The sequence below is a fragment of the Burkholderiaceae bacterium genome, assembly GCA_024235995.1.
Taxonomy (GTDB): Bacteria; Pseudomonadota; Gammaproteobacteria; order Burkholderiales; family Burkholderiaceae_C; genus Ottowia.
In genome coordinates, this window is the sequence record JACKLI010000001.1 from 1,403,189 (window position 1) to 1,425,319 (window position 22,131).

Sequence of the window (22,131 nt, forward strand, 5' to 3'; positions counted from 1 at the left end):
CAACCATCCCCGCGCCCCGCAGTCTAAAATTCAGGTTGACGCGCCGCTTTCGCCCGGTGCAAGGAGTCTCACCATGGGTTCGTTTTCCATCTGGCATTGGTTGATCGTGTTGCTGATCGTGGTCATGATCTTCGGCACCAAGAAGCTCAAGAACATCGGCACCGACCTGGGCGGAGCGGTCAAGGGCTTCAAGGACGGCATGAAGGACGGCGCGGCCGACGCGCCCGCCGCCGACGCGCCGGCCGGCCAGGTCACCAACGCCGCCGCGCGCAAGGAAACCATCGACGTCGAAGCCAAGGAAAAGAGCTGATCCGCGCGTAGGCGAGGCGTTGATTCGTGCTTGATCTCGGCATCTCCAAAATGGCCCTGATCGGCGCCGTGGCGCTGATCGTCATCGGCCCCGAGAAACTGCCGCGCGTGGCCCGCACCGTGGGCATGCTGCTGGGCAAGGCGCAGCGCTACGTGGCCGACGTCAAGGCGGAGGTCAACCAGGCCATGGACCTGGACGAGTTGCGCAAGATGAAGGAGACGGTGGAGTCGGCCGGGCGCGACGTCGAGAAGGGCATCCACGAGACCACGGCCAGCTTCGAGCGCGACTGGAACGAGGCCACCGCCGGCCTGAGCCACCCCGACGACCCGCTGCCCGACGGCGGCTGGACGCCGCCGCCCGAATACCGCCGCCCCGACAAGAACTGGCGCCTCAAGCGCGGCGCTATCCCGCAGTGGTACAAGGCACGCCATGGCGTGCGCCGCCAGGTGCAGTCGGGCGCGGCGCGGGTGGCGCGCTTTCGTCCCAAGAAATCCAATCGCTGAGCTTTTCGCGCGGTGCCTAGGCCCGGGCGTCGCCAGCTCCTGCCCTCGGGCCCTGCATGACCGACTCGACCCCCAAACCCGAACCCGAAGACGAACTCGCCGGTACCGAGCAGCCCTTCGTCGCCCACCTGATGGAGCTGCGCGACCGGCTGATCAAGTCCATCGTGGCGATCGGCATCGTGGCCGTCGCGCTGGCCATCTACCCGGGCCCCGGCCATCTGTACGACCTGCTGGCCGCGCCGCTGATCGCCCACCTGCCGCACGGCGCCACGCTGATCGCCACCTCGGTGATCTCGCCCTTCATGGTGCCGCTGAAGATCCTGCTGATGGCAGCCTTCATGATCGCGCTGCCGGTGGTGCTCTACCAGGTCTGGGCCTTCGTCGCGCCGGGGCTGTACTCGCACGAGCGGCGCATGGTGCTGCCGCTGGTGGTCTCCAGCACGCTGCTGTTCTTCGCCGGGGTGGCGTTCTGCTACTTCCTGGTGTTCGGCCGCGTGTTCGCCTTCATCCAGAGCTTCGCGCCCAAGAGCATCACAGCGGCGCCGGACATCGAGGCCTACCTGAGCTTCGTGCTGACCATGTTCCTGGCCTTCGGCCTGGCTTTCGAGGTGCCGATCGCCGTGGTGGTGCTGGCGCGCCTGGGCGTGGTCAGCGTGGAGCAGCTCAAGCACTTCCGCGGCTACTTCATCGTGCTGGCCTTCGTGGTGGCGGCCATCGTCACGCCGCCGGACGTGGTGTCGCAGCTGTCGCTGGCCATTCCCATGTGCCTGCTGTACGAGCTGGGCATCTGGGCGGCGCGCGTGTTCATCAAGAACACCGCGCAGCCCGACGAAGAGGCCGAAGCCAAGGAAGCCTGAATCAGCGCGTGGGTTGCGCGCGCGGACGCGGGCGCTGCACCGGCGTCACGCTGGCCTGGCTGGTCTCGCCGCGGCGCAGCAGGGTGAAGGCCGCGGGCTGGCCGGGCGCCAGGGCGGCGATGCGCGTCAGCAGCTCCGACACGGTGCGCACCGGCTGGCCCGCCACGTCGCTGATCACGTCGCCCGGCCGGATGCCGGCCAGGGCGGCCGGGCCGCCGCCCAGCACGCCGGTCACGATCACGCCCTGCCCGGTGGCCACGCCGAAGGTCTGCGCCAGCTCGGGCGTCAGCTCGCCGGGCTCCACGCCGATCCAGCCGCGCACCACCTGGCCGTTCTTGATGATGCTTTCCAGCACCTGCTTGGCGGTGTCCACCGGAATGGCGAAGCCGATGCCCAGGCTGCCGCCGGTGCGCGAGTAGATGGCGGTGTTGACGCCCATCAGCTGGCCCTCGACGTCGACCAGCGCGCCGCCCGAGTTGCCGGGGTTGATGGCGGCGTCGGTCTGGATGAAGTTCTCGAAGGTGTTGATGCCCAGCTGGCTGCGCCCCAGCGCGCTGACGATGCCGCTGGTCACCGTCTGCCCCACGCCAAAGGGGTTGCCGATGGCCAGCACCCGGTCGCCCACCTGCAGCTGCTCGGAGTGGCCCAGCACCATCACCGGCAGCTTGTCCAGCCCGATCTTGAGCACCGCCAGGTCGCTTTCCGGGTCGGTGCCGATGACCTTGGCCGGCGCGCTGCGGCCGTCGGCCAGCACCACCTCGATGGCGTCGGCGTCCTCGACCACGTGGTTGTTGGTCAGGATGTAGCCCTCGGGGCTCATGATCACGCCCGAGCCCAGGCCGTTTTGCTGCTGCTCGGCGCCGCGGTCGCCAAAGAAAAAGCGAAACCAGGGGTCGTTGGCGGCCGGGTTGTGCGTGGTGGTGCTGGTGTTGATGCTGACCACCGCGGGCGCCGCGCGCCGCACGGCCGCGTTCAGGCTGCCCGGGGCGCTGGCGCCCACCGGCGTCTCGGGCGCCTGCAGGATCGAGATGGTGCCCAGGCTGCCCCCCATCGGCCCGGCGCGGCCCAGCCACTGGGGCTTGAGCGTGAGCACCACGAACCAGGCGGCCAGCAGCACGGTCACCACTTGCGCAAACAGAAGCCACAGACGTTTCATGCCCGCCATTGTGGGGCATGGCCGGGGGGCGCCACGCGGCTGGGCGCCATGCCCGACAATGCCCGCATCGCCCGTGCCGCGCCCGCCTTGACATGACCGTTTCCCGCTCGCAATTGCTCACCGCCCTGAACGCCGAACTGCAGCCCGAGCGTTTCAGGGACTACGGCCCCAACGGGCTGCAGGTGGAAGGGCGCCTGGAGATCGGCAAGCTGGTCAGCGGCGTCACCGCCAGCCGCGCGCTGATCGACGCCGCCATCGCGGCGGATGCCGATGCCATCCTGGTGCACCACGGCCTGTTCTGGCGCGGGCAGGACGGCACCGTCACCGGCTGGATGAAGCAGCGCCTGCAGCGCCTGCTGGCGCACGATATCAACCTGCTGGCCTACCACCTGCCGCTGGACGCGCACCCCACACTGGGCAACAACGCGCAACTGGGCGCGCGCCTGGGCCTGCAGGCCACGGGGCGCTTTGGCGAGCAGGAGCTGGGCTTCATCGGCCGGCCGGCCGACGGCGTGCCGCTGGCCGACGCGGCGGCCCTGGCCCGTCGCCTGGAAAAAGCATTGAATCGGCCTGTTGTCCAGGTGGGACAAGCGCCATCAGCTATTGAAACAATAGCTTGGTGCAGCGGCGGCGCGCAGGGTTACTTCGAGGCCGCCATCGCCGCCGGCGCGCAGGCCTTCATCACCGGCGAGATATCCGAGCCCCAGGCGCACCTGGCGCGCGAGTGCGGCGTGCTGTTCTACGCCTGCGGCCACCACGCCACCGAGCGCTACGGCGCGCCCGCGCTGGGCGCTCACGTGGCGGCGCAGCTGGGCATCGCCCACCAGTTCATCGACATCGACAACCCCGCCTGACGGCGTGCTCCCGGCATGTCCTACGCCCGTACCTCCACGCCATCCCGACCCGGCCACGCCAAGCCCATCGCCATCACCCTGGGCGACGCGGCCGGCATCGGCCCCGAGATCATCGCCAAGGCCTTTCGCGACGCGCCCGAGCTGCTGGCCGGCTGCTTCGTGGTCGGCGACGTGGCGCTGATGCGCCGCGCCGCCGCCTGGGTGCAGGCCGGCGGCGTCAGCCTGCCGGTGGCCCGCATCGACGAGCCGCGGCAGGCCCTGCAGGCCCCGCCGCGCTGCGTGCCGGTGCTGCAGCCGGGGCCGCCCGCGGCCGTGCCCGAGCCCGGCCGCATCAGCGCCGCGGCCGGCCGGCTGGCGGGCGACTGCGTGGCGTGGGCGGCGCGCGCCGCGCTGCGCGGCGAGGTGGGCGCCATGGTGACGGCGCCCCTGCACAAGGAGGCGCTGGCGGCCGCGGGCGAGCCGTACGCGCGCTACCCCGGCCACACCGAGCTGCTGCAGGCGCTGGCGGCCGAGCACGCGGGCGTGCCGGTGTCGGCCATGCCGGTGCGCATGATGCTGGCCAACGACGAGCTGCGCACCGTGCTGGTGAGCATCCACGTGTCGCTGCGCGAGGCGATCGCGCGGGTAACCGAAGGCAACGTCCTGCAGACCCTGCGCATTGCGCACCAATCCGTTGGCACCGCGCTACAGCGGGCGCCGCGCATCGCGGTGGCCGGCCTGAACCCGCATGCCGGCGAGGGCGGGCTGTTCGGGCGCGAGGAGATCGAGGCCATCGCGCCGGCCATCGCCCGCGCGCGCGCCGAGGGCATCGACGCGCAAGGCCCCTTCGCGCCCGACACGGTGTTCATGCGCGCGCGCGGCCTGGCCGAGTTCGACCTGGTGCTGGCCATGTACCACGACCAGGGTCTGATCCCGGTGAAATACCTGGGCGTGGAGCGCGGCGTCAACGTCACGCTGGGCCTGCCGCTGGTGCGCACCAGCCCCGACCACGGCACGGCCTTCGATCTGGCTGGCAGCGGCCGCGCCGACGCCGGCAGCCTGCTCGCGGCGGTGCGCGTGGCGCGCCAGCTTGCCGAATGAAAAACGCCCGCCGCGCGGAGCGGACGGGCGTCAGAAGCTATGAATAAAGGAGCGTCTCAACGCTTCAGGCTGTCGCGAATCTCGCGCAGCAGCTGAATGTCCTCCGGCGGCGCCGCGGGCGCGGGGGCCGGCTCTTCCTTCTTCAGGCGGTTGATCTGCCTGACCATCATGAAGATGATGAAGGCCAGCAGGATGAAGTTGACCAGGATGGTGATGAAGTTGCCGTAAGCGAACACCGCGCCGGCCTTCTTGGCCTCGGCCAGGCTCAGGCCGGCCGCTTGCCCCGCCAGCGGGATGTAGTAGCTGGAAAAGTCCAGCCCGCCAAAAATCTTGCTGACAATCGGCATGATCAGGTCGCCGACGATCGAGTCGACGATCTTGCCGAATGCGCCGCCGATGATCACACCGACCGCCAGGTCGATGGCGTTGCCCTTGACGGCGAATTCCCGAAATTCCTGCATCATGCCCATGGTGGAAACCTCCTGAGTTGTTGAACGGACGGCCAGTATTGCGCGCCGTCAGGGAATGTCAATCCGGGTGGTGCGGCCCGACGCGCGCAGCCGCCGCGCTGTGCGGGGCCCCGATGCGCTCCGCTACAATCCTTGGTTGATTCGCATAAAAAAACACATCCCTGCCGTTTCAGAGGACCGCCATGAGTGACGCACCACCCAGCAACTTCACCCCTGCACCCATGGACAGCAGCAAGCGCACTTGGCTGCTCGCGTCCGGCGCCGCCGGCGCCGTCGGTGCGGTGGCGCTGGCTACCCCTTTCGTCGAGAGCTTTTCGCCGTCCGAGCGCGCCAAGGCCGCCGGCGCCCCGGTCGAGGTGGACATCTCCGCCCTGCAGCCCGGCGAGCGCATGATCGTCGAGTGGCGCGGCCAGCCGGTGTGGGTGTTCAAGCGCACGCCCGAGATGCTGGCCACGCTCAAGACCACCGACAGCGAGGTGGCCGACCCCCTGTCCAAGCGCACCGACTTTCCCACGCCCGAGTGGGCGCAAAACGAGGACCGCGCGCGCGAGAGCCACAAGGACATTCTGGTGGTGGTGGGCATCTGCACGCACCTGGGCTGCTCGCCGGTCGAGAAGTTCAAGGCCGGGCCCCAGCCCTCGCTGCCCGACAACTGGGTGGGCGGCTTCTTCTGCCCCTGCCACGGCTCGACCTTCGATTTCTCGGCGCGCGTGTTCAAGAACAAACCGGCGCCGTCCAACCTGGTGGTGCCGCCGTACACGTACCTGTCGGACACCAAGCTGCTGATCGGCGAAGACAAGAAAGCATAAGAGGCGGTCATGGCTGAATTCAAGGAAATCTCTCCCAACGCATCCGCCGGTGCCAAGCTGCACAACTGGCTGGACAACCGCTTCCCGACGCTGTTTGCGGAATACCGCAAGCACATGAGCGAGTACTTCGCGCCCAAGAACTTCAACTTCTGGTACTTCTTCGGCTCGCTGGCGCTGCTGGTGCTGGTGATCCAGGTGGTCACCGGCATCTTCCTGGTGATGCACTACAAGCCCGACGCGGCCAAGGCCTTCGAGTCGGTCGAGTACATCATGCGCGACGTGCCGGGCGGCTGGTTCATCCGCTACATGCACTCCACGGGCGCCTCGGCCTTCTTCATCGTGGTGTACCTGCACATGTACCGCGGCCTGATCTACGGCAGCTACCGCAAGCCGCGCGAGCTGGTGTGGATCTTCGGCTGCGCCATCTTCCTGTGCCTGATGGCCGAGGCCTTCATGGGTTACCTGCTGCCCTGGGGCCAGATGTCCTACTGGGGCGCGCAGGTGATCGTCAACCTGTTCTCGGCCATTCCGTTCATCGGGCCCGATTTGTCGCTGCTCATTCGCGGCGACTACGTGGTGGGCGACGCCACGCTCAACCGCTTCTTCAGCTTCCACGTCATCGCCGTGCCGCTGGTGCTGATCGGCCTGGTGGTGGCGCACCTGCTGGCGCTGCACGACGTGGGCTCCAACAACCCCGACGGCATCGAGATCAAGGCCGGTCCCAAGGGCAACCGCTGGTCGCCCACCGCGCCGGCCGACGGCATTCCGTTCCACCCCTACTACAGCGTGCACGACATCGTGGGCGTGGGCGGTTTCCTGATGATCTTCTTCGCCGTGCTGTTCTTCGCGCCGGAGATGGGCGGCTACTTCCTGGAGTACAACAACTTCATTCCGGCCGACCCGCTGGTCACGCCCGCGCACATCGCGCCGGTGTGGTACTTCACGCCCTTCTACTCGATGCTGCGCGCCACCACCGACACCATGGTCAACGTGCTGTGCCTGATCATCGCGCTGGCCACCGTGCTGGCCTGGCTCAAGGGCCGCGGCTCGACCAAGTCCAAGATCATCCTGACCGTGGCGGCGATCGTCGGCGTGGCCCTGCTCAAGACCTTCGATCCCAAGTTCTGGGGCGTGATCATCATGGGCGGCGCGGTCATCATCCTGTTCTTCCTGCCCTGGCTGGACCGCAGCCCCGCGCGCTCGATCCGCTACCGGCCGGACTGGCACAAGACCGTGTACGTGGTCTTCATCATCTGGTTTGTCGTGCTGATGATCCTGGGCATCATGGCGCCAGGTCCGATCTTCTCGCAGCCGTCGCTGGAATGGCTGACCAATGAGCGCGTGGCGCTGGTGGGCACCCTGGTGTATTTCGGCTTCTTTCTGCTGATGCCGTGGTGGAGCCAGCTGGGCACGCCCAAGCCGGTGCCCGATCGCGTCACCTTCAAGCCCCATTGATGCCGGCCGGAGTACAACAACCATGACCATGTGGAAAAAGATCATCCTCGGGCTGACCCTGGCGCTGGGCATTGGCGCCGTGGCGCAGGCGTCCACCGGCGGCATTGCCTGGGACAAGGCGCCCGGCAAGCTGGACGACACGGCCTCGCTGCAGCGCGGCGCCAAGATTTTCGTCAACTACTGCCTGAGCTGCCACTCGGCGGCCTTCATGCGCTTCAACCGCCTGCAGGACATCGGCCTGACCGACCAGGAGATCAAGGACAACCTGCTGTTCACCAGCGACAAGGTCGGTGCCATGATGAAGGCCGCCATCGACCCCAATGAAGCCAAGGCCTGGTTCGGCGCCAACCCGCCCGACCTGACCCTGGTCGCGCGTTCGCGCTCGGGCGCGGGCGGCACCGGCGCCGACTACATCTACACGCTGTTCCGGACCTACTACCGCGACGACTCGCGCCCCACGGGCTGGAACAACCTGGCCTTCCCCAACATCGGCATGCCGCATCCGCTGTGGCAGCTGCAGGGCGAGCGCAAGCCGATCTACCATACGAGCGAGTCGCACGGCCAGGAGGTGCACACCTTCAGCGGCCGCTGGGAGCAGGTCACGCCCGGAACCCTGACGCCGCTGCAGTACGACCAGGCCGTGGGCGACCTGGTCAACTTCCTCAAGTGGATGAGCGAGCCGGCCCAGACCAAGCGCGTGCAGATCGGGGTGTGGGTGCTGCTGTTCCTGGCCTTGTTCACCCTGATCGCGTGGCGCCTGAATGCGGCGTACTGGAAAGACGTCACGTAACACGCATCGATCATCCGGGCGCTCGCGCGTCCGGGCTTTTTCTTCGGAGTGGGGTTCGCCTGGGTGATGGCGGGCTTCCACTCCTTCGGTTTTAAGGAGTTGACCCCCATGATGGTGCTGTATTCAGGAACGACCTGCCCGTTCTCGCATCGCTGCCGCTTCGTTCTGTTCGAGAAGGGCATGGACTTCGAGATCCGTGACGTCGATCTCTACAACAAGCCCGAGGACATCAGCGTGATGAACCCCTACGGGCAGGTGCCGATCCTGGTCGAGCGCGACCTGATCCTGTACGAGTCGAACATCATCAACGAGTACATCGACGAGCGCTTTCCGCACCCGCAGCTGATGCCGGGCGACCCGGTGGACCGCGCGCGCGTGCGCCTGTTTTTGCTCAACTTCGAGAAGGAGCTGTTCTCGCACGTCAGCGTGCTCGAGAACCGCGCCGCGCGCAGCAACGAGAAGGCGCTGGAGAAGGCGCGCGGCAACATCCGCGACCGGCTCACGCAGATGGCCCCGGTGTTCCTGAAGAACAAGTTCATCCTGGGCGACAACTTCTCCATGCTCGACGTGGCCCTGGCGCCGCTGCTGTGGCGCCTGGACTACTACGGGATCGACCTGTCCAAGAACGCCGCGCCCCTGCTCAAGTACGCCGAGCGCATCTTCTCGCGCCCGGCCTACATCGAGGCGCTCACGCCGTCCGAGAAGGTGATGCGCAAGTAACGGCACTGGGGCCCCCGGCCCCGGCAACGACGATGAACGCCCTGGAATCCGCCTCCACCCGCCCGTATCTCATCCGCGCGCTGTACGAGTGGTGCGCCGACAACGCGCTCACGCCCTACGTCGCGGTGTTTGCCGACGACAGCGTCCAGGTGCCGCGCGAGTACGTGCAAAACGGCGAGATCGTGCTGAACGTCAGCACCGACGCCACCAGCGGCCTGAAGATCGGCAACGAGTTCATCGAGTTCCGCGCCCGCTTCGGCGGCGTGCCGCGCGAGATCATTGTGCCCATCGACCGCGTCATGGCCATCTACGCCCGCGAAAACGGCCAGGGCATGGCTTTTCCCCTGCAGGCGCGCCCGCCCGCCGGCGCGGCCCGGCCCGAGGCGAAGCCCGCGGCTTCCGTCAGCACGCTCGGCGTGGTCGACGCCGGCGTTTCGTCGACGGCGGCCGACGACGACACCGAGCCGCCCGGCCCCGCCTCGCCCGATCCGCGCAAGCGGCCGGCGCTCAAGCGCATCAAGTAGGCACCGGGTCTGGACGCCCGGCGCCGTCCTCTAGAATCGCCCCGGTTTGCCGCCTTAGCTCAGTTGGTAGAGCAACCGCCTTGTAAGCGGTAGGTCGTCAGTTCGAATCCGACAGGCGGCACCATTTTCTTTTGATCCTCTAACGCCCAGCCGGGTCCTGATGCACCCGGATGCGGATCTCGCGCCCCGGATGGCCGGCCGCCTCCAGGGCGGCGCGCAGGGCGGGCAGCAACTGCCGGATCTTGGCCGCGGCGGCCGAATGCGGCACCAGCAGGCACCATTCGTCGTCGTCGATCGGCCCGGCCAGCACCGCGCGGCGCAGGGCGGCGGGCAGCAGCGGGCGGATGGTGTCGAGCCGGGCGGCGGAGGCCGCCAGGCGCGCGCGCAAGGGTTGCAGGGCCGGGGCGGCGTCCAGGGCCTGCCCCACCGAGGCACTGCGATGGGACTTGGGGGGCATGGGCATGATCGAGGTTCGGCGCCCGGGCAGGCGGTCGCCGGTGAGTAGAATGGGGAGTTTGTCGCGACGATGGCCGGATGGCACCGCCCGATGTTGTACACGGCGGTTTCGCCCCAATCTTCGCACCATCTTGAACTCACTGGGACCGCTGGTCGCCACTGCCCGGGCGCTGCGCGCGCGGCGGCGACCGCTTAAGCATGGCCACGACCTTTCTCACCAAGATTTTCGGCAGCCGTAACGACCGACTGCTGAAGCAGTATCGCAAAGTCGCCGCGCGCATCAACGCGCTGGAGCCGCAGTTCGAGCAGCTCGACGACGCGGCCTTGCGCGGCAAGACGCAGGAGTTTCGTGACCGGCTGGCGGCCGGGGAGACGCTGGAGCAGCTGCTGCCCGAGGCCTTCGCCACCGTGCGCGAGGCCTCCAAGCGCGTGATGAAGATGCGCCACTTCGACGTGCAGCTGGTGGGCGGCATGGCGCTGCACGAGGGCAAGATCGGCGAGATGCGCACCGGCGAGGGCAAGACGCTGACGGCCACGCTGCCGGTGTACCTGAACGCGCTCGAGGGCAAGGGCGTGCACGTGGTCACCGTCAACGACTACCTGGCCAACCGCGACGCGCAGTGGATGGGACGGCTGTACAACTTCCTGGGCCTGTCGGTGGGCGTGAACCTGCCGCAGATGCCGCGCGAGGAAAAGCAGGCCGCCTACAACGCCGACATCACCTACGGCACCAACAACGAGTACGGCTTCGACTACCTGCGCGACAACATGGTCTACGAGGTGGCCGACCGGGTGCAGCGCAAGCTGCACTACGCCATCGTCGACGAGGTGGACTCGATCCTGATCGACGAGGCGCGCACGCCGCTGATCATCAGCGGCCAGGCCGAGGACCACACCGCCATGTACCTGGCGATGAACCAGGTGGCGCCGCTGCTGGTGCGCCAGGAGGGCGAGGCCGACCCGCGCACGGGCGAGGGCGTGACCAAGCCGGGCGACTTCACGGTCGACGAGAAGGCGCACCAGATCTACCTGACCGAGCAGGGCCACGAGACCGCCGAGCGCGTGCTGGCCGAGCGCGGCCTGATCGCCGAGGGTGCCAGCCTGTACGACGCGGCCAACATCGCGCTGATGCACCACCTGTACGCGGCGCTGCGCGCGCACTACCTGTTCCACCGCGACCAGCACTACGTGGTGCAGCAGGGCGAGCAGGGGCCCGAGATCGTCATCGTCGACGAGTTCACCGGCCGCCTGATGAGCGGGCGCCGCTGGAGCGACGGCCTGCACCAGGCGGTGGAGGCCAAGGAAGGCGTGCCGATCCAGGCCGAGAACCAGACCCTGGCCTCGATCACGTTCCAGAACTACTTTCGCCTGTACGGCAAGCTGGCCGGCATGACCGGCACGGCCGACACCGAGGCCTACGAGTTCCAGGAAATCTACGGGCTGGAGACCGTGGTCATCCCGCCCAACAAGCCGCCCAAGCGCGACGACCAGCTCGACCGCGTCTACAAGACCACCAAGGAAAAATACGACGCCGCCATCGCCGACATCCGCGAATGCCACGAGCGCGGCCAGCCGGTGCTGGTGGGCACCTCCTCGATCGAGAACTCCGAGATCATCTCCGAGCTGCTGACCAAGGCCAAGCTGCCGCACCAGGTGCTCAACGCCAAGCAGCACGCGCGCGAGGCCGACATCGTGGCCCAGGCCGGCCATTCGAAGATGATCACCATCGCCACCAACATGGCGGGGCGCGGCACCGACATCGTGCTGGGCGGCAACGTCGAGAAAACCATCGACGCGCTGCAGCAGGACACCAGCCTGGACGATGCGGCCCGCGCCGCGCGCGCCGCCGAGCTGCGCGCGCAGTGGCAGAAGGACCACGACCACGTGGTGGCGCTGGGCGGCCTGCGCATCATCGCCACCGAGCGGCACGAGAGCCGCCGCATCGACAACCAGCTGCGCGGCCGTTCGGGCCGCCAGGGCGACCCGGGCTCCTCGCGCTTTTACCTGAGCCTGGACGATCCGCTGATGCGCATCTTTGCCGGCGACCGGGTGCGCGCCATCATGGACCGCCTGAAGATGCCCGAGGGCGAGGCCATCGAGGCCGGCATCGTCACGCGCAGCATCGAAAGCGCGCAGCGCAAGGTCGAGGCGCGCAACTTCGACATCCGCAAGCAGCTGCTGGAGTACGACGACGTCTCCAACGACCAGCGCAAGGTGATCTACCAGGAGCGCAACGACATCCTGGACGCCAAGGACCTGACCGAGCAGATCGACGCCTTCCGCGACGGCAGCATGACCGACCTGGTGCGCCAGTACGTGCCCGCCGAGTCGGTCGAGGAGCAATGGGACATCCCCGGCCTGGAGAAGACCCTGGCCGAGCAGTGGCAGATCGAACTGCCGCTGGCGCAGGAGGTCGAGGCCGCCAGCGCCATCACCGACGAGGACATCGTCGAGAAGGTGGTGGCTGCGGCGAACCAGGCCTACGCCCGGCGGCTGGAGCTGGTGGGGCCGGAGAACTTCCACCCCTTCGAGCGCGCCGTGCTGCTGCAAAGCATCGACATGCACTGGCGCGAGCACCTGGCCGCGCTGGACTACCTGCGCCAGGGCATCCACCTGCGCAGCTACGGCCAGAAGCAGCCCAAGCAGGAATACAAGCGCGAGGCCTTCGAGCTGTTCGGCCAGCTGCTGGACGTCATCAAGAACGACGTCACGCGCACGCTGATGACGGTGCGCATCCAGTCCAGCGAGCAGATCGAGCAGGCCGCGCAGGACTTCGAGGCGCGCGGCGAGCGCGTGAGCAACGTCACTTACACCGCGCCCACCGAGACCGGCGAGGCCGAGAGCGTGCCCGAGGCGGCCGCGCGCAGCATGGCGGCCTCGATTGCCGCCACCGCTGCCGCCGTGCCGCGCGTGGGCCGCAACGATCCCTGTCCCTGCGGCAGCGGCAAGAAGTACAAGCACTGCCATGGCGCCTTGAACTGATTTCTCGTCCCTTCTCCTCCTTGCAGACACCATGCCCGTCAACCTGACCGCCACCGATCCCGCGCAACTCTTCCCGGTCGCCGGCGTGCGATTGGGCATGGCCCAGGCCGGCGTGCGCAAGGCGGGCCGCGACGACCTGACCGTGCTGCTGCTGGGTGAAGGCGCCAGCGTGGGCGGCGTGTTCACGCAAAACCGCTTCTGCGCCGCGCCGGTCCAGGTCTGCCGCGAGCATCTGGCGGGCGGCGCGCCCATCCGCGCCATCGTCGTCAACACCGGCAACGCCAACGCCGGCACCGGCGAGGACGGCCTGCAGCGCGCGCGCCGAACCTGCGCGGCGCTGGCCGGCCTGCTGCACGTCGAGCCGCGCCAGGTGCTGCCGCTGTCCACCGGCGTCATCATGGAGCCGCTGCCGGTCGATCGCATCGTGGCCGGGCTGCCGGCCGCCATTGCGGCGGCGGGTGCCGACCAATGGGGCCGCGCGGCTGCGGCGATCATGACCACCGACACGGTGCCCAAGGCGTTCAGCACCAAGGTCAAGCTCGGCGGCGCCGAGGTCACCGTCACCGGCATCAGCAAGGGCGCCGGCATGATCCGCCCCAACATGGCCACCATGCTGGGCTTCGTCGCCACCGACGCCTGCATCGACGCGGCGCTGCTCACGCCGCTGGCGCGCGAGCTGGCCGAGGGCTCGTTCAACCGCGTGACCGTGGATGGCGACACCTCCACCAACGACAGCTTCCTGCTCATCGCCACCCACCAGGCGGGCAACGCGTCCATCACCTCGCTGACGTCAAACGAGGGCCAGGCGCTGAAGGCCGCACTGCTGCAGGTGGCGCGCCAGCTGGCGCAGGCCATCGTGCGCGACGGCGAGGGCGCCACCAAGTTCATCACCGTGCGCGTGGAGGGTGGGCGCGACGCCGCCGAATGCCGCCAAGTGGCCTACGCCATCGCGCATTCGCCGCTGGTCAAGACGGCGTTCTTCGCCAGCGACCCCAACCTCGGGCGCATCCTGGCAGCCGTGGGCTATGCGGGCATTGCCGACCTCGATCAGACCCGGATCGAGCTGCACCTGGACGACGTGCACGTGGCCACCGGCGGCGGGCGCCACCCGGCGTACCGCGAGGAAGACGGCCAGCGCGTGATGAAGCAGGCCGAGATTACCGTGCGCGTGGGCCTGGGCCGCGGCACGGCGCATGACACGGTGTGGACCTGCGATCTGAGCCACGACTACGTGAGCATCAACGCCGACTACCGTTCTTGATGCGTAGACTATTGTTTTGATAGCTGTTGGCGCTTGTTGAATGGGCGCTGGAGGCCGAAATGACTGATTCCCTGGCGCGCCTGGTCGAGCGGGCGGAGCAACTCATCACACGCATCGAGGCGGTGCTGCCCAAGCCCCTGGGCGCGCCCGACTGGACGCAATCCGTGGCCTGGCGCTACCGCAAGCGCGCGTCGGGCATGGGGGTGCTGGAGCCGGTGCGCCACCTGGCGCCGATGGCGCTGGCCGACCTGAAGGAAATCGACGCGCAGAAGGACAAGATCGAGCGCAACACGCGCCAGTTCGTCGAGGGCCGGCCGGCCAACAACGTGCTGCTGACCGGCGCGCGCGGCACCGGCAAGTCCTCGCTCATCAAGGCCTGCCTGAACGCCTTTGCGCCGCAGGGCCTGCGCCTGATCGAGGTGGACAAGGCCGACTTGGTGGACCTGCCCGATATCGTGGAGGTGGTGAGCAGTCGGCCCGAGAAGTTCATCGTCTACTGCGACGACCTGAGCTTCGACGAGGGCGAGCCCGGCTACAAGGCGCTGAAGAGCATTCTGGACGGCAGCGTGGCGGCCAGCACGCCCAACGTGCTGGTGTACGCCACCAGCAACCGCCGCCACCTGCTGCCCGAGTACATGAAGGAAAACCTCAGCTACACCCACACCGAGGATGGTGAGGTGCATCCGGGCGAGGTGGTGGAGGAAAAAATCTCGCTGTCGGAGCGCTTCGGTCTGTGGGTGAGTTTTTATCCCTTCACCCAGGCCGAATACCTGGCCATTGCCGCCCAGTGGCTGAGCGCCCTGGGCGCCAGCGCCGCGCAGATCGAGTCGGCGCGCCCCGAGGCCCTGGTGTGGGCGCTGGAGCGCGGCTCGCGCTCGGGCCGCGTGGCGTATCAGTTCGCGCGCGACTACATGGGGCGCGGGGCGGCGGCGTGACGGGCGAGCCGATCCGTGCCGACGCCCATCTGCCGCGCCAGGACGGCGGGGCGCGAGCGGCGGTCGAGGTGGCTGTCGGCATCCTGATCCGGCCCGATGGGCGCTTTCTGCTCACCTCGCGTCCGCCGGGCAAGGTGTATGCGGGCTACTGGGAGTTTCCGGGTGGTAAGCTGGAGCCGGGCGAGAGCGTGGAGCAGGCGCTGGCGCGCGAGCTGCACGAGGAGCTGGGCGTGACGCTCGATCCCGCCGCCATCACCCGCTGGCGCGAGCAGCTGGTGGACTACCCGCACGCCCTGGTGCGGCTGCATTTTTGCCGCGTGACCGCCTGGCAGGGCGAGTTGCAGATGCGCGAGGGCCAGAGCGCAAGCTGGCAGCGCCTGCCGGTGCAGGTGGCGCCCGTGCTGGCCGGCACGCTGCCGGTGCTGCAGTGGCTGGCCGAGGAAGCTGCGGGCGCCGGCGGCTGATCAGTTTGCCGGCGGCGGCGTGGCGTCGTCGGGCGTGTCGTCCTGCGCCGGGACCCGAAAGCGCTCGTTGGCCCAGTCGCCCAGGTCGTGCAGCTTGCAGCGCGCGCTGCAGAACGGCCGCCAGGGGTTGTCCGCGGCGTAGCGGCTGGGGCCACCGCAGGCCGGGCAGCGCACGGTGGTCGCGCGAGGTGTCAAATCATTGCTCACTGGACGCCCCTCCGCGCTGCGCGCTGAGGGATTCGCACTTGGGAGCGGCCCGGCGTGCTCATGCGCACAGGGTCAGCTCGAAGGGCGCGTCCACGCGCTCGGCCAGCAGCTTGCCGTCGGGCTGCATGCGCATCAGCCGCACCGACACCGCCAGGCGGTTGCCGCTGATCTCGGGCACCAGGCCCAGCGATTCGTCCAGCCGCAGGCGCAGCAGCTGCGCCGTGCGGCCCTGGGGCAACCCCATCTGGTACTGGCCGGCGCTGGCGGTCACCATGCGGGGCTTGCCGCTGGTGCGCAGGATTTGCAGCAGCAGCGCGATGGCCTGCGCCATCGGCTCCAGCGAAGCGACCCAGCGGTGCAGGTCGGCGCGCCGGTTGGCGGCCTGGCCGTGCTGCCAGGTGTGGTAGGCCGGCAGATCGAACCCGCAGGTGCCGCCGGGCATGGCCGCACGGCTGCGCACGGCCATCAGCCATTCGTGCTCGGTCAGCTCGTGGGCGGGCTTGCCCAGCTGGCTGTTCAGCTGGGTGAAGGCCTGCTCCAGCTGCGCCAGCAGTGCGTCCAGCGACGCTTCGGAAATGGCCGGGTTGCCGCGGTAGGCCGCCATCAGGCCCTTTTGCTTTTCCAGGTCCTTCAGCACGTCCGACTTCAGGTCGGCGCGGCCGGTCACGTCCATGACCTCGAACAGGGTCAGCAGGGCGAAGTGGTGATCGAGCGCGCTCTCGCGCTGCAGCAGCTGGCCCAGGCGGCCGAACAGGTGCTCCAGCCGGAGGTAGGTGCGAATGCGTTCGTTGAAAGGGTATTCGTACAGGATCACGCGCCGGCTTTCACCATCGAAACCGCAGTGGGGGCCACGCCGGGCCATGCCCCGCGCGCCGCAGCGCGCGGACTCATTCGGCGTCGCTGCTGGCGCGCATCATAGCCCGAAGCCCTGGGCCAGGACGTTGATCTGTGCCTGCAATTCACCCACTGTGACACCTTCGCCGTTGAACAGCACCCAGTCGGCCGCGGCCAGGCGCTGCGTGCGCGCGGCCTGGGCGTCGAGGATGGACTGCACCTGCTCGCGCGGCAGGCCGCTGCGCGCCATCACGCGCTCGATCTGCACGGCCGGCGGGCAGTCCAGCACCAGCACGCGGTCCAGCCGCGCGCGCCAGCGCGCGCCGCCCTCGGCCAGCAGCGGAATGTCGAACACCAGCCAGGCGTGGCCGGCGCCTTCGGCGGCGCGGGCCTGGCGCTCGATCTGCTGGCCCACCAGCGGGTGGACGATGGCCTCCAGCCGCTGGCGCGCGCCCGGATCGCCATACACCTGCGCGCGCATGGCGGCGCGGTCCAGCGCGCCGTCGGCGCCGATCATGTGGGGACCGAAGGCGGCGGCGATGGCAGGCAGGGCGGGGCCGCCGGCGGCCGTGGTGGCGCGCGAGATGGCGTCGGCGTCGATCACGGCGGCGCCGCGCTCGGCCAGCAGGGCGGCCACGGTGCTCTTGCCGCTGCCGATGCCGCCGGTCAGGCCCAGGTGCAGGGGTTTGGCGCCGGCCTTCATAGCGTTAACAGGCCCTAGAGCCCAATCACGCGCAGGATGCTCGCGGGCCCGAAGATCATTGCCGTCAGGCCGGCCAGCGCCAGGAAGGGTCCGAAGGGGACCACGCCGCCTTCGCGCAGCGAGCGCATCATCTTCATGGCGATGCCGATCAGCGCGCCGATGACCGAGGCCATCAGGATGATGGGCACCAGCGCCGGCCAGCCGAACCAGGCGCCCAGGGCCGCGAACAGCTTGAAGTCGCCATAACCCATGCCTTCCTTGCCGGTGGCCAGCTTGAAGGCCCAGTACACCGCCCACAGCGACAGGTAGCCCGCCACCGCGCCCCACAGCGACTGCGCCAGGGGCACGCCGGTCCAGCCCAGGGCGGCGGCGATCAGGCCACCCCACAGCAGGGGCAGCGTCAGGTCGTCGGGCAGCAGGGTGGTGTCCCAGTCGATCAGGGTCAGGGCCACCAGCACGGCCGCGAAAAAGCACCATGCCGCCGCCGCTGGCGTGATTCCCCAGCGCCAGGCGCACCAGGCAAACAGTGCGCCCGTGGCCAGCTCCACCAGCGGGTAGCGCGCGCCGATGGGGGCGTGGCATTGGGAGCAGCGCCCGCGCAGGGCCAGCCAGCTCAGCACCGGGATGTTCTCGTACCACGCGATCGCGTGGCCGCAGTGCGGGCAGCGCGAACGCGGCGTGACCAGGTTGAGCGGCGCCTGCTCGGGCGCCGGCTGGCCATGGAGCTCGGCGCATTGCTCGGCCCACTGGCGCTCCATCATTTTGGGCAGCCGGTGGATGACGACGTTGAGAAAGCTGCCGATGAGCAGGCCCAGCGCGCCGCCGACCGCGGCTTGCAACCACAGGGGTTCGAGCATCAGACCACCTGGCCGAGCTTGAAGATGGGCAGGTACATCGAGATCACGATGCCGCCGATGACGGTGCCCAGCACCACGATGATGATGGGCTCCATCAGGCTGGACAGGCCGGCCACCATCTCGTCGACCTCGGACTCGTAGAAGTCGGCCGCCTTGCCCAGCATGTGGTCCAGCGAGCCCGATTCCTCGCCGATGGCGCTCATCTGCAGCACCATGCTGGGAAACACGCTGGCGTTGGTCATGGCGGTGGTCAGGCTGGTGCCGGTGGCCACTTCCTGCTGGATCTTGTCGGTGGCCAGCTTGTAGACCGAGTTGCCCGAGGCGCCGCCCACCGAGTCGAGCGCCTCGACCAGCGGCACGCCGGCGGCGAACATGGTGGACAGGGTGCGCGTCCAGCGGGCAATGACGGACTTTTCGACCAGGTCGCCGAAGATGGGCAGCTTGAGCAGCAGGCGGTCCATGAACATCTGCACCTTTTCGTTGCGCTTCCAGGCCTGCATGAAGAAGTAGAAGCCGAAGCCCAGGCCGCCGAAGATCAGCCACCACCATTGCACGAAGAACTCGCTCATGGCGATCACCATCAGCGTGGGGGTGGGCAGGTCGGCGCCGAAGGATGTGAACACCTCCTTGAAGGCGGGGATGACGAAGATCATGATGATCGAGACCACCACGAAGGCCACCACCATGACGGCCACCGGGTACATCAGCGCCGACTTGATCTTGGACTTGATCGCCTCGGTTTTTTCCATGTAGGTGGCCAGGCGGTCGAGCAGGCTGTCCAGGATGCCGGCGGCCTCGCCGGCCTCGACCAGGTTGCAGTACAGGCTGTTGAAGTAGATCGGGTACTTGCGGAAGGCCGCCGACAGCGAGGTGCCGGTTTCGACGTCGGTGCGGATGTCGTTGAGCAGCTTGGTGACGCTGGGGTTGGGGTTGCCGCGCCCGACGATGTCGAAGGCCTGCAGCAGCGGCACGCCGGCCTTCATCATGGTGGCCAGCTGGCGGGTGAAGATGGCGATGTCCTTGGGCTTGATTTTCTTGCCCGAGCGCATGCGGCGCTTCTTGATCTTGGTGACCACGATGCCCTGGCGGCGCAGGGTGGCATTGACCTGGTTCTCGCCACCGGCGCGCAGCTCGCCGCGCACCACCTTGCCGTTGCGGTCCTTGCCTTCCCATTCGTAGACGGTCTCCTTGACGCCACTGCGGCTGACGGGCGTGCGGGCCGTGCCGCGGGTGGCGGTGGTGGGAGCGGTGCGTGTTGCCATGGGGAGTCTCTCGTGGTGCCGCGCGCGGCTTATTGGTTGGTGACCGCCAGCACTTCCTCGAGCGAGGTGACGCCCAGGCGCACCTTGTGCAGCCCCGCATCGCGCAGCGAGCGCACGCCCTCGGTGCGCGCCTGCTCGGCGATCTCCAGCGCGCTGCCGTCGGCCAGGATGATGCGCTGCAGCTCTTCGGTGATCGGCATCACCTCGTAGATGCCCACGCGCCCCTTGTAGCCGTTGTTGCAGGCATCGCAGCCCACCGGGTGGTAGGGCGTCCAGCTGCCGTCCACCTCGTGCTCGGCGAAGCCGGCGTCGATCAGCGCCTCGTGCGGAATGTCGGCCGGCTGCTTGCACTTGGGGCACAGGCGGCGCGCCAGGCGCTGCGCGGTGATCAGGATCACGCTGGAGGCGATGTTGAACGGCGCGATGCCCATGTTGCGCATGCGCGTGAGCGTGGTGGGCGCGTCGTTGGTGTGCAGCGTGGAGAGCACCAGATGGCCGGTCTGCGCCGCCTTGATGGCGATGTCGGCGGTCTCCAGGTCGCGGATTTCGCCCACCATGATGATGTCCGGGTCCTGGCGCAGGAAGGCGCGCAGCGCGACGGCGAAGGTCAGGCCGGCTTTGTCGTTGACGTTGACCTGGTTGACGCCCGGCAGGTTGATTTCGGACGGGTCCTCGGCCGTGGCGATGTTCACGCCCGGCTTGTTCAGCAGGTTCAGGCAGGTGTAGAGCGACACCGTCTTGCCCGAGCCGGTGGGGCCGGTGACCAGGATCATGCCGTAGGGCCGCTCGATGGCGTGCATCAGGCGTTCTTTTTCCTCCGGCTCGTAGCCCAGGGCGTCGATGCCCATGCGGGCGCTGCTGGGGTCCAGGATGCGGATGACGATCTTCTCGCCGAACAGCGTGGGCAGGGTGCTGACGCGAAAGTCGATCACGCGCTCGGGCCCCACCTTGAGCTTCATGCGGCCGTCCTGCGGGATGCGCTTTTCGGAGATGTCCAGGCGCGAGATCACCTTGATGCGCGAGGCCAGCTTCTCCTTGATGGCCACCGGCGGCGAGACGATTTCCTGCAACTCGCCGTCGATGCGAAAGCGCACCCGGTACTGGTGCTCGTAGGGCTCGAAGTGAAGGTCGGAGGCGCCCAGGTTGATGGCATCCAGCAGCACCTTGTGCAGGAACTTGACCACCGGCGCGTCCTCGACGTCGGTGGCCGCTTCGTCGGCCTCCGGCGCCGGCGCATCCGAGCCCAGGCTTGCCTCGTCGAAATCGAAGTCGGTGCCGATGATGCTGTCCATCGAATCGGTGACGGTCTTGCCGTGCTTTTCGACCAGGCGCGCCAGCTTGTCGTATTCGCCGATCACCCACTCGACGCCCGACTGGCTGACGAACTTGAGCTTCTCGGCCGCCTCGTGGTCGGACGGGTCGGCGGTGGCGACGATCAGGCGCCCGCCGCGCTTGGACAGCGCCAGCAGGCGGTATTTCAGCGACAGCTTGACGTCGATCAGGTCGGTCGGCAGGCGCTGCGGGTCGAGCGCGTCGACGTCGATCAGCGGCGCCGAGAAGGCCTGGGCCAGGGTGTGCGCCAAGTCGCTGGCCGACACCGCGCCGGACTCGATCAGCTCGGGAATGAAGGACCGGCCCGCCGCCTGGGCCTTGCGATGGACGTCCTCGGCCACCTTCTGGCTGAGCTTGCCGGCCATGACCAGCACCCGGCCGACGCCGGGCAGGGCGCTGGCCAGGGAATCCTTGAGGTGCGAGTCGGTGACGGCCATCTAAAGAGCAATGCTTGAACGCGGTCAATCTTAACGATCATCCGGCAAGAGTGAACGAATGTAAACGTTCCAGCCGTGCCAAAGCTGCTCAAATCGGCCGATTGTGTGTGCCAGTAGACACGTGGGCCGCCGTTGTGACGCCGCGCCGGCGCGCTCAGCCGGCCTTGCGCAGGGTGACGTTGATGCGCTCGGCGCCGGTCAGCGGGTGCTGCGCCGCGGCTATCGGCGCCACGCCGTGATAGCGCAGGCGGTCGACGCCGCCCCACACCGCCACGTCGCCATGGAACAGCGGCACCCGCGCGGGCCGCTCGGCGCGGGTGGCGCCGCCCCACAAAAAGAGCGCGGGCACGCCCAGCGAGATGGAGACGATGGGCTGGTCGAAGTCGCGCTCGTTGCGGTCCTGGTGCAGCGACAGGCGCGTGCCGGGGCGGTAGCGGTTGACGAGGGCGGCGTCGGGCGCGAAGCCGGCAAAGCCGGCCTCCGCGGCCGCCGCCTGGCCCAGCTGCGCCAGCACGGCGGGCATGGGCGGCCAGGGCCGGCCGCTGTCGGGGTCGTCGGGGCGGTAGCGATAGCCGGCGCGGCTGCTGGTCCAGCCCAGCGCGCCGCAGTTGCTCAGCGGCACCGACATGGTCTGGCCGCCCGGCGTGACCATGAGGCGAAACGGCGCCTGCGCCAGCACGTGCTGCAGCGCCGGCCACAGCGCGTCCACCCAGGGCAGCGCGTAGCCGCGCAGCACCACGGCCTGCGGGCCCAGCACGGTGGCGGTGCCGGCCAGCGGGGCGTCGTCGGCAAACAGGTCGGCGGTCATCGGCTCAGCGAATGTCGATGCATCGAATGGGGCTGTGGCGCCGGTGCATCAAGCGCAACAAGCTA

General features: G+C 68.6%; 24 protein-coding genes and 1 tRNA gene. 15 read left to right on the plus strand and 10 right to left on the minus strand.

Going from position 1 to position 22,131, the window contains the following annotated elements:
* Positions 1–73 precede the first annotated feature (73 nt).
* The 3 genes from tatA to tatC are packed head-to-tail and all read left to right on the plus strand — an operon-like array spanning position 74 to position 1,670.
* Complete coding sequence (gene tatA / locus H6927_06805; GenBank protein ID MCP5217809.1) at positions 74–310, plus strand: Sec-independent protein translocase subunit TatA; 237 nt, start codon at positions 74–76, stop codon at positions 308–310.
* Between the two features lie 26 nt (positions 311–336).
* Positions 337–813: a Sec-independent protein translocase subunit TatB gene (gene tatB, locus H6927_06810; protein MCP5217810.1), complete on the plus strand. Its 477-nt coding sequence runs from the start codon at positions 337–339 to the stop codon at positions 811–813.
* A 56-nt stretch (positions 814–869) separates the two neighbouring features.
* Entirely contained in the window at positions 870–1,670 is an 801-nt protein-coding gene (tatC, locus tag H6927_06815; protein ID MCP5217811.1) for a twin-arginine translocase subunit TatC, read from the plus strand.
* 1 nt (position 1,671) lies between these two features.
* Here the strand turns inward: tatC and H6927_06820 are convergent, their stop codons facing one another.
* On the minus strand, positions 1,672–2,826 hold the full coding sequence (locus H6927_06820; protein ID MCP5217812.1) for a trypsin-like peptidase domain-containing protein: 1,155 nt from the start codon (positions 2,824–2,826) through the stop codon (positions 1,672–1,674).
* 92 nt (positions 2,827–2,918) lie between these two features.
* On the opposite strand from H6927_06820, the gene H6927_06825 reads away from it, so the two are divergent.
* Positions 2,919–3,680, plus strand: coding sequence for a Nif3-like dinuclear metal center hexameric protein (locus H6927_06825; protein ID MCP5217813.1), 762 nt, complete (start codon positions 2,919–2,921; stop codon positions 3,678–3,680).
* 15 nt (positions 3,681–3,695) lie between these two features.
* Positions 3,696–4,760 (plus strand): 4-hydroxythreonine-4-phosphate dehydrogenase PdxA, encoded by a 1,065-nt coding sequence (gene pdxA, locus H6927_06830; protein ID MCP5217814.1) that lies wholly within the window; start codon positions 3,696–3,698, stop codon positions 4,758–4,760.
* Between the two features lie 56 nt (positions 4,761–4,816).
* On the opposite strand, the gene mscL is transcribed toward pdxA, so the two are convergent.
* A complete protein-coding gene (gene mscL / locus H6927_06835; protein MCP5217815.1) occupies positions 4,817–5,230 on the minus strand; it encodes a large conductance mechanosensitive channel protein MscL in 414 nt (137 codons plus the stop codon).
* 182 nt (positions 5,231–5,412) lie between these two features.
* Here mscL and petA point away from each other — a divergent pair, with 182 nt between their 5' ends.
* From petA to H6927_06865, 6 genes are all read left to right on the plus strand, one after another.
* On the plus strand, positions 5,413–6,039 hold the full coding sequence (gene petA, locus H6927_06840) for a ubiquinol-cytochrome c reductase iron-sulfur subunit (GenBank protein MCP5217816.1): 627 nt from the start codon (positions 5,413–5,415) through the stop codon (positions 6,037–6,039).
* Positions 6,040–6,048: 9 nt separating this feature from the next.
* Positions 6,049–7,494 (plus strand): cytochrome bc complex cytochrome b subunit, encoded by a 1,446-nt coding sequence (locus H6927_06845; protein ID MCP5217817.1) that lies wholly within the window; start codon positions 6,049–6,051, stop codon positions 7,492–7,494.
* A 28-nt stretch (positions 7,495–7,522) separates the two neighbouring features.
* The gene (locus tag H6927_06850; GenBank protein MCP5217818.1) at positions 7,523–8,284 is read left to right on the plus strand and encodes a cytochrome c1; all 762 of its coding nucleotides are present in this window, start codon (positions 7,523–7,525) and stop codon (positions 8,282–8,284) included.
* A gap of 108 nt (positions 8,285–8,392) precedes the next feature.
* Positions 8,393–9,004 (plus strand): glutathione S-transferase N-terminal domain-containing protein, encoded by a 612-nt coding sequence (locus H6927_06855; GenBank protein MCP5217819.1) that lies wholly within the window; start codon positions 8,393–8,395, stop codon positions 9,002–9,004.
* 32 nt (positions 9,005–9,036) lie between these two features.
* Complete coding sequence (locus tag H6927_06860; protein MCP5217820.1) at positions 9,037–9,528, plus strand: ClpXP protease specificity-enhancing factor; 492 nt, start codon at positions 9,037–9,039, stop codon at positions 9,526–9,528.
* A gap of 48 nt (positions 9,529–9,576) precedes the next feature.
* Positions 9,577–9,652: transfer RNA gene (locus H6927_06865), tRNA-Thr, on the plus strand.
* A gap of 15 nt (positions 9,653–9,667) precedes the next feature.
* Here H6927_06865 and H6927_06870 read toward each other — a convergent pair.
* A complete protein-coding gene (locus tag H6927_06870) occupies positions 9,668–9,985 on the minus strand; it encodes a hypothetical protein (GenBank protein ID MCP5217821.1) in 318 nt (105 codons plus the stop codon).
* A 197-nt stretch (positions 9,986–10,182) separates the two neighbouring features.
* On the opposite strand from H6927_06870, the gene secA reads away from it, so the two are divergent.
* Genes secA through H6927_06890 form a run of 4 tightly spaced genes read left to right on the plus strand, consistent with a single transcriptional unit; the run spans position 10,183 to position 15,626 of the window.
* Positions 10,183–12,966 (plus strand): preprotein translocase subunit SecA, encoded by a 2,784-nt coding sequence (gene secA / locus H6927_06875; protein ID MCP5217822.1) that lies wholly within the window; start codon positions 10,183–10,185, stop codon positions 12,964–12,966.
* A 31-nt stretch (positions 12,967–12,997) separates the two neighbouring features.
* Positions 12,998–14,227, plus strand: a complete 1,230-nt coding sequence (gene argJ, locus H6927_06880; GenBank protein ID MCP5217823.1) for a bifunctional glutamate N-acetyltransferase/amino-acid acetyltransferase ArgJ — start codon at positions 12,998–13,000, stop codon at positions 14,225–14,227.
* Between the two features lie 59 nt (positions 14,228–14,286).
* A complete protein-coding gene (locus H6927_06885) occupies positions 14,287–15,162 on the plus strand; it encodes an ATP-binding protein (GenBank protein ID MCP5217824.1) in 876 nt (291 codons plus the stop codon).
* Entirely contained in the window at positions 15,159–15,626 is a 468-nt protein-coding gene (locus tag H6927_06890; protein ID MCP5217825.1) for an NUDIX domain-containing protein, read from the plus strand. The genes H6927_06885 and H6927_06890 overlap by 4 nt, the downstream gene beginning before the upstream one ends.
* Here H6927_06890 and H6927_06895 read toward each other — a convergent pair whose 3' ends face one another.
* From H6927_06895 to alkB, 7 genes are all read right to left on the minus strand, one after another.
* The gene (locus H6927_06895) at positions 15,627–15,833 is read right to left on the minus strand and encodes a DNA gyrase inhibitor YacG (protein MCP5217826.1); all 207 of its coding nucleotides are present in this window, start codon (positions 15,831–15,833) and stop codon (positions 15,627–15,629) included. It abuts the gene before it with no gap.
* A gap of 58 nt (positions 15,834–15,891) precedes the next feature.
* A complete protein-coding gene (gene zapD / locus H6927_06900) occupies positions 15,892–16,647 on the minus strand; it encodes a cell division protein ZapD (protein ID MCP5217827.1) in 756 nt (251 codons plus the stop codon).
* A gap of 99 nt (positions 16,648–16,746) precedes the next feature.
* Complete coding sequence (locus tag H6927_06905; GenBank protein ID MCP5217828.1) at positions 16,747–17,370, minus strand: dephospho-CoA kinase; 624 nt, start codon at positions 17,368–17,370, stop codon at positions 16,747–16,749.
* Positions 17,371–17,384: 14 nt separating this feature from the next.
* Entirely contained in the window at positions 17,385–18,227 is an 843-nt protein-coding gene (locus H6927_06910; GenBank protein MCP5217829.1) for a prepilin peptidase, read from the minus strand.
* On the minus strand, positions 18,227–19,489 hold the full coding sequence (locus H6927_06915) for a type II secretion system F family protein (GenBank protein MCP5217830.1): 1,263 nt from the start codon (positions 19,487–19,489) through the stop codon (positions 18,227–18,229). The genes H6927_06910 and H6927_06915 overlap by 1 nt, the downstream gene beginning before the upstream one ends.
* Positions 19,490–19,518: 29 nt before the next feature.
* Complete coding sequence (gene pilB / locus H6927_06920) at positions 19,519–21,258, minus strand: type IV-A pilus assembly ATPase PilB (protein ID MCP5217831.1); 1,740 nt, start codon at positions 21,256–21,258, stop codon at positions 19,519–19,521.
* Between the two features lie 154 nt (positions 21,259–21,412).
* Positions 21,413–22,066, minus strand: a complete 654-nt coding sequence (gene alkB / locus H6927_06925) for a DNA oxidative demethylase AlkB (protein ID MCP5217832.1) — start codon at positions 22,064–22,066, stop codon at positions 21,413–21,415.
* Positions 22,067–22,131: the final 65 nt, after the last annotated feature.

Coding starts and splice junctions, on each gene's coding strand:
- H6927_06860 (MCP5217820.1), top strand. CDS start 9,037: ATGAACGCCCTGGAATCCGCCTCCACCCGCCCGTATCTCATCCGCGCG.
- argJ (MCP5217823.1), top strand. CDS start 12,998: ATGCCCGTCAACCTGACCGCCACCGATCCCGCGCAACTCTTCCCGGTC.
- H6927_06850 (MCP5217818.1), top strand. CDS start 7,523: ATGTGGAAAAAGATCATCCTCGGGCTGACCCTGGCGCTGGGCATTGGC.
- H6927_06910 (MCP5217829.1), bottom strand. CDS start 18,227: ATGCTCGAACCCCTGTGGTTGCAAGCCGCGGTCGGCGGCGCGCTGGGC.
- H6927_06845 (MCP5217817.1), top strand. CDS start 6,049: ATGGCTGAATTCAAGGAAATCTCTCCCAACGCATCCGCCGGTGCCAAG.
- alkB (MCP5217832.1), bottom strand. CDS start 22,066: ATGACCGCCGACCTGTTTGCCGACGACGCCCCGCTGGCCGGCACCGCC.
- tatC (MCP5217811.1), top strand. CDS start 870: ATGACCGACTCGACCCCCAAACCCGAACCCGAAGACGAACTCGCCGGT.
- H6927_06885 (MCP5217824.1), top strand. CDS start 14,287: ATGACTGATTCCCTGGCGCGCCTGGTCGAGCGGGCGGAGCAACTCATC.
- H6927_06855 (MCP5217819.1), top strand. CDS start 8,393: ATGATGGTGCTGTATTCAGGAACGACCTGCCCGTTCTCGCATCGCTGC.
- H6927_06820 (MCP5217812.1), bottom strand. CDS start 2,826: ATGAAACGTCTGTGGCTTCTGTTTGCGCAAGTGGTGACCGTGCTGCTG.
- H6927_06905 (MCP5217828.1), bottom strand. CDS start 17,370: ATGAAGGCCGGCGCCAAACCCCTGCACCTGGGCCTGACCGGCGGCATC.
- H6927_06825 (MCP5217813.1), top strand. CDS start 2,919: ATGACCGTTTCCCGCTCGCAATTGCTCACCGCCCTGAACGCCGAACTG.
- pdxA (MCP5217814.1), top strand. CDS start 3,696: ATGTCCTACGCCCGTACCTCCACGCCATCCCGACCCGGCCACGCCAAG.
- petA (MCP5217816.1), top strand. CDS start 5,413: ATGAGTGACGCACCACCCAGCAACTTCACCCCTGCACCCATGGACAGC.
- H6927_06915 (MCP5217830.1), bottom strand. CDS start 19,489: ATGGCAACACGCACCGCTCCCACCACCGCCACCCGCGGCACGGCCCGC.
- pilB (MCP5217831.1), bottom strand. CDS start 21,258: ATGGCCGTCACCGACTCGCACCTCAAGGATTCCCTGGCCAGCGCCCTG.
- secA (MCP5217822.1), top strand. CDS start 10,183: ATGGCCACGACCTTTCTCACCAAGATTTTCGGCAGCCGTAACGACCGA.
- tatA (MCP5217809.1), top strand. CDS start 74: ATGGGTTCGTTTTCCATCTGGCATTGGTTGATCGTGTTGCTGATCGTG.
- H6927_06870 (MCP5217821.1), bottom strand. CDS start 9,985: ATGCCCCCCAAGTCCCATCGCAGTGCCTCGGTGGGGCAGGCCCTGGAC.
- mscL (MCP5217815.1), bottom strand. CDS start 5,230: ATGGGCATGATGCAGGAATTTCGGGAATTCGCCGTCAAGGGCAACGCC.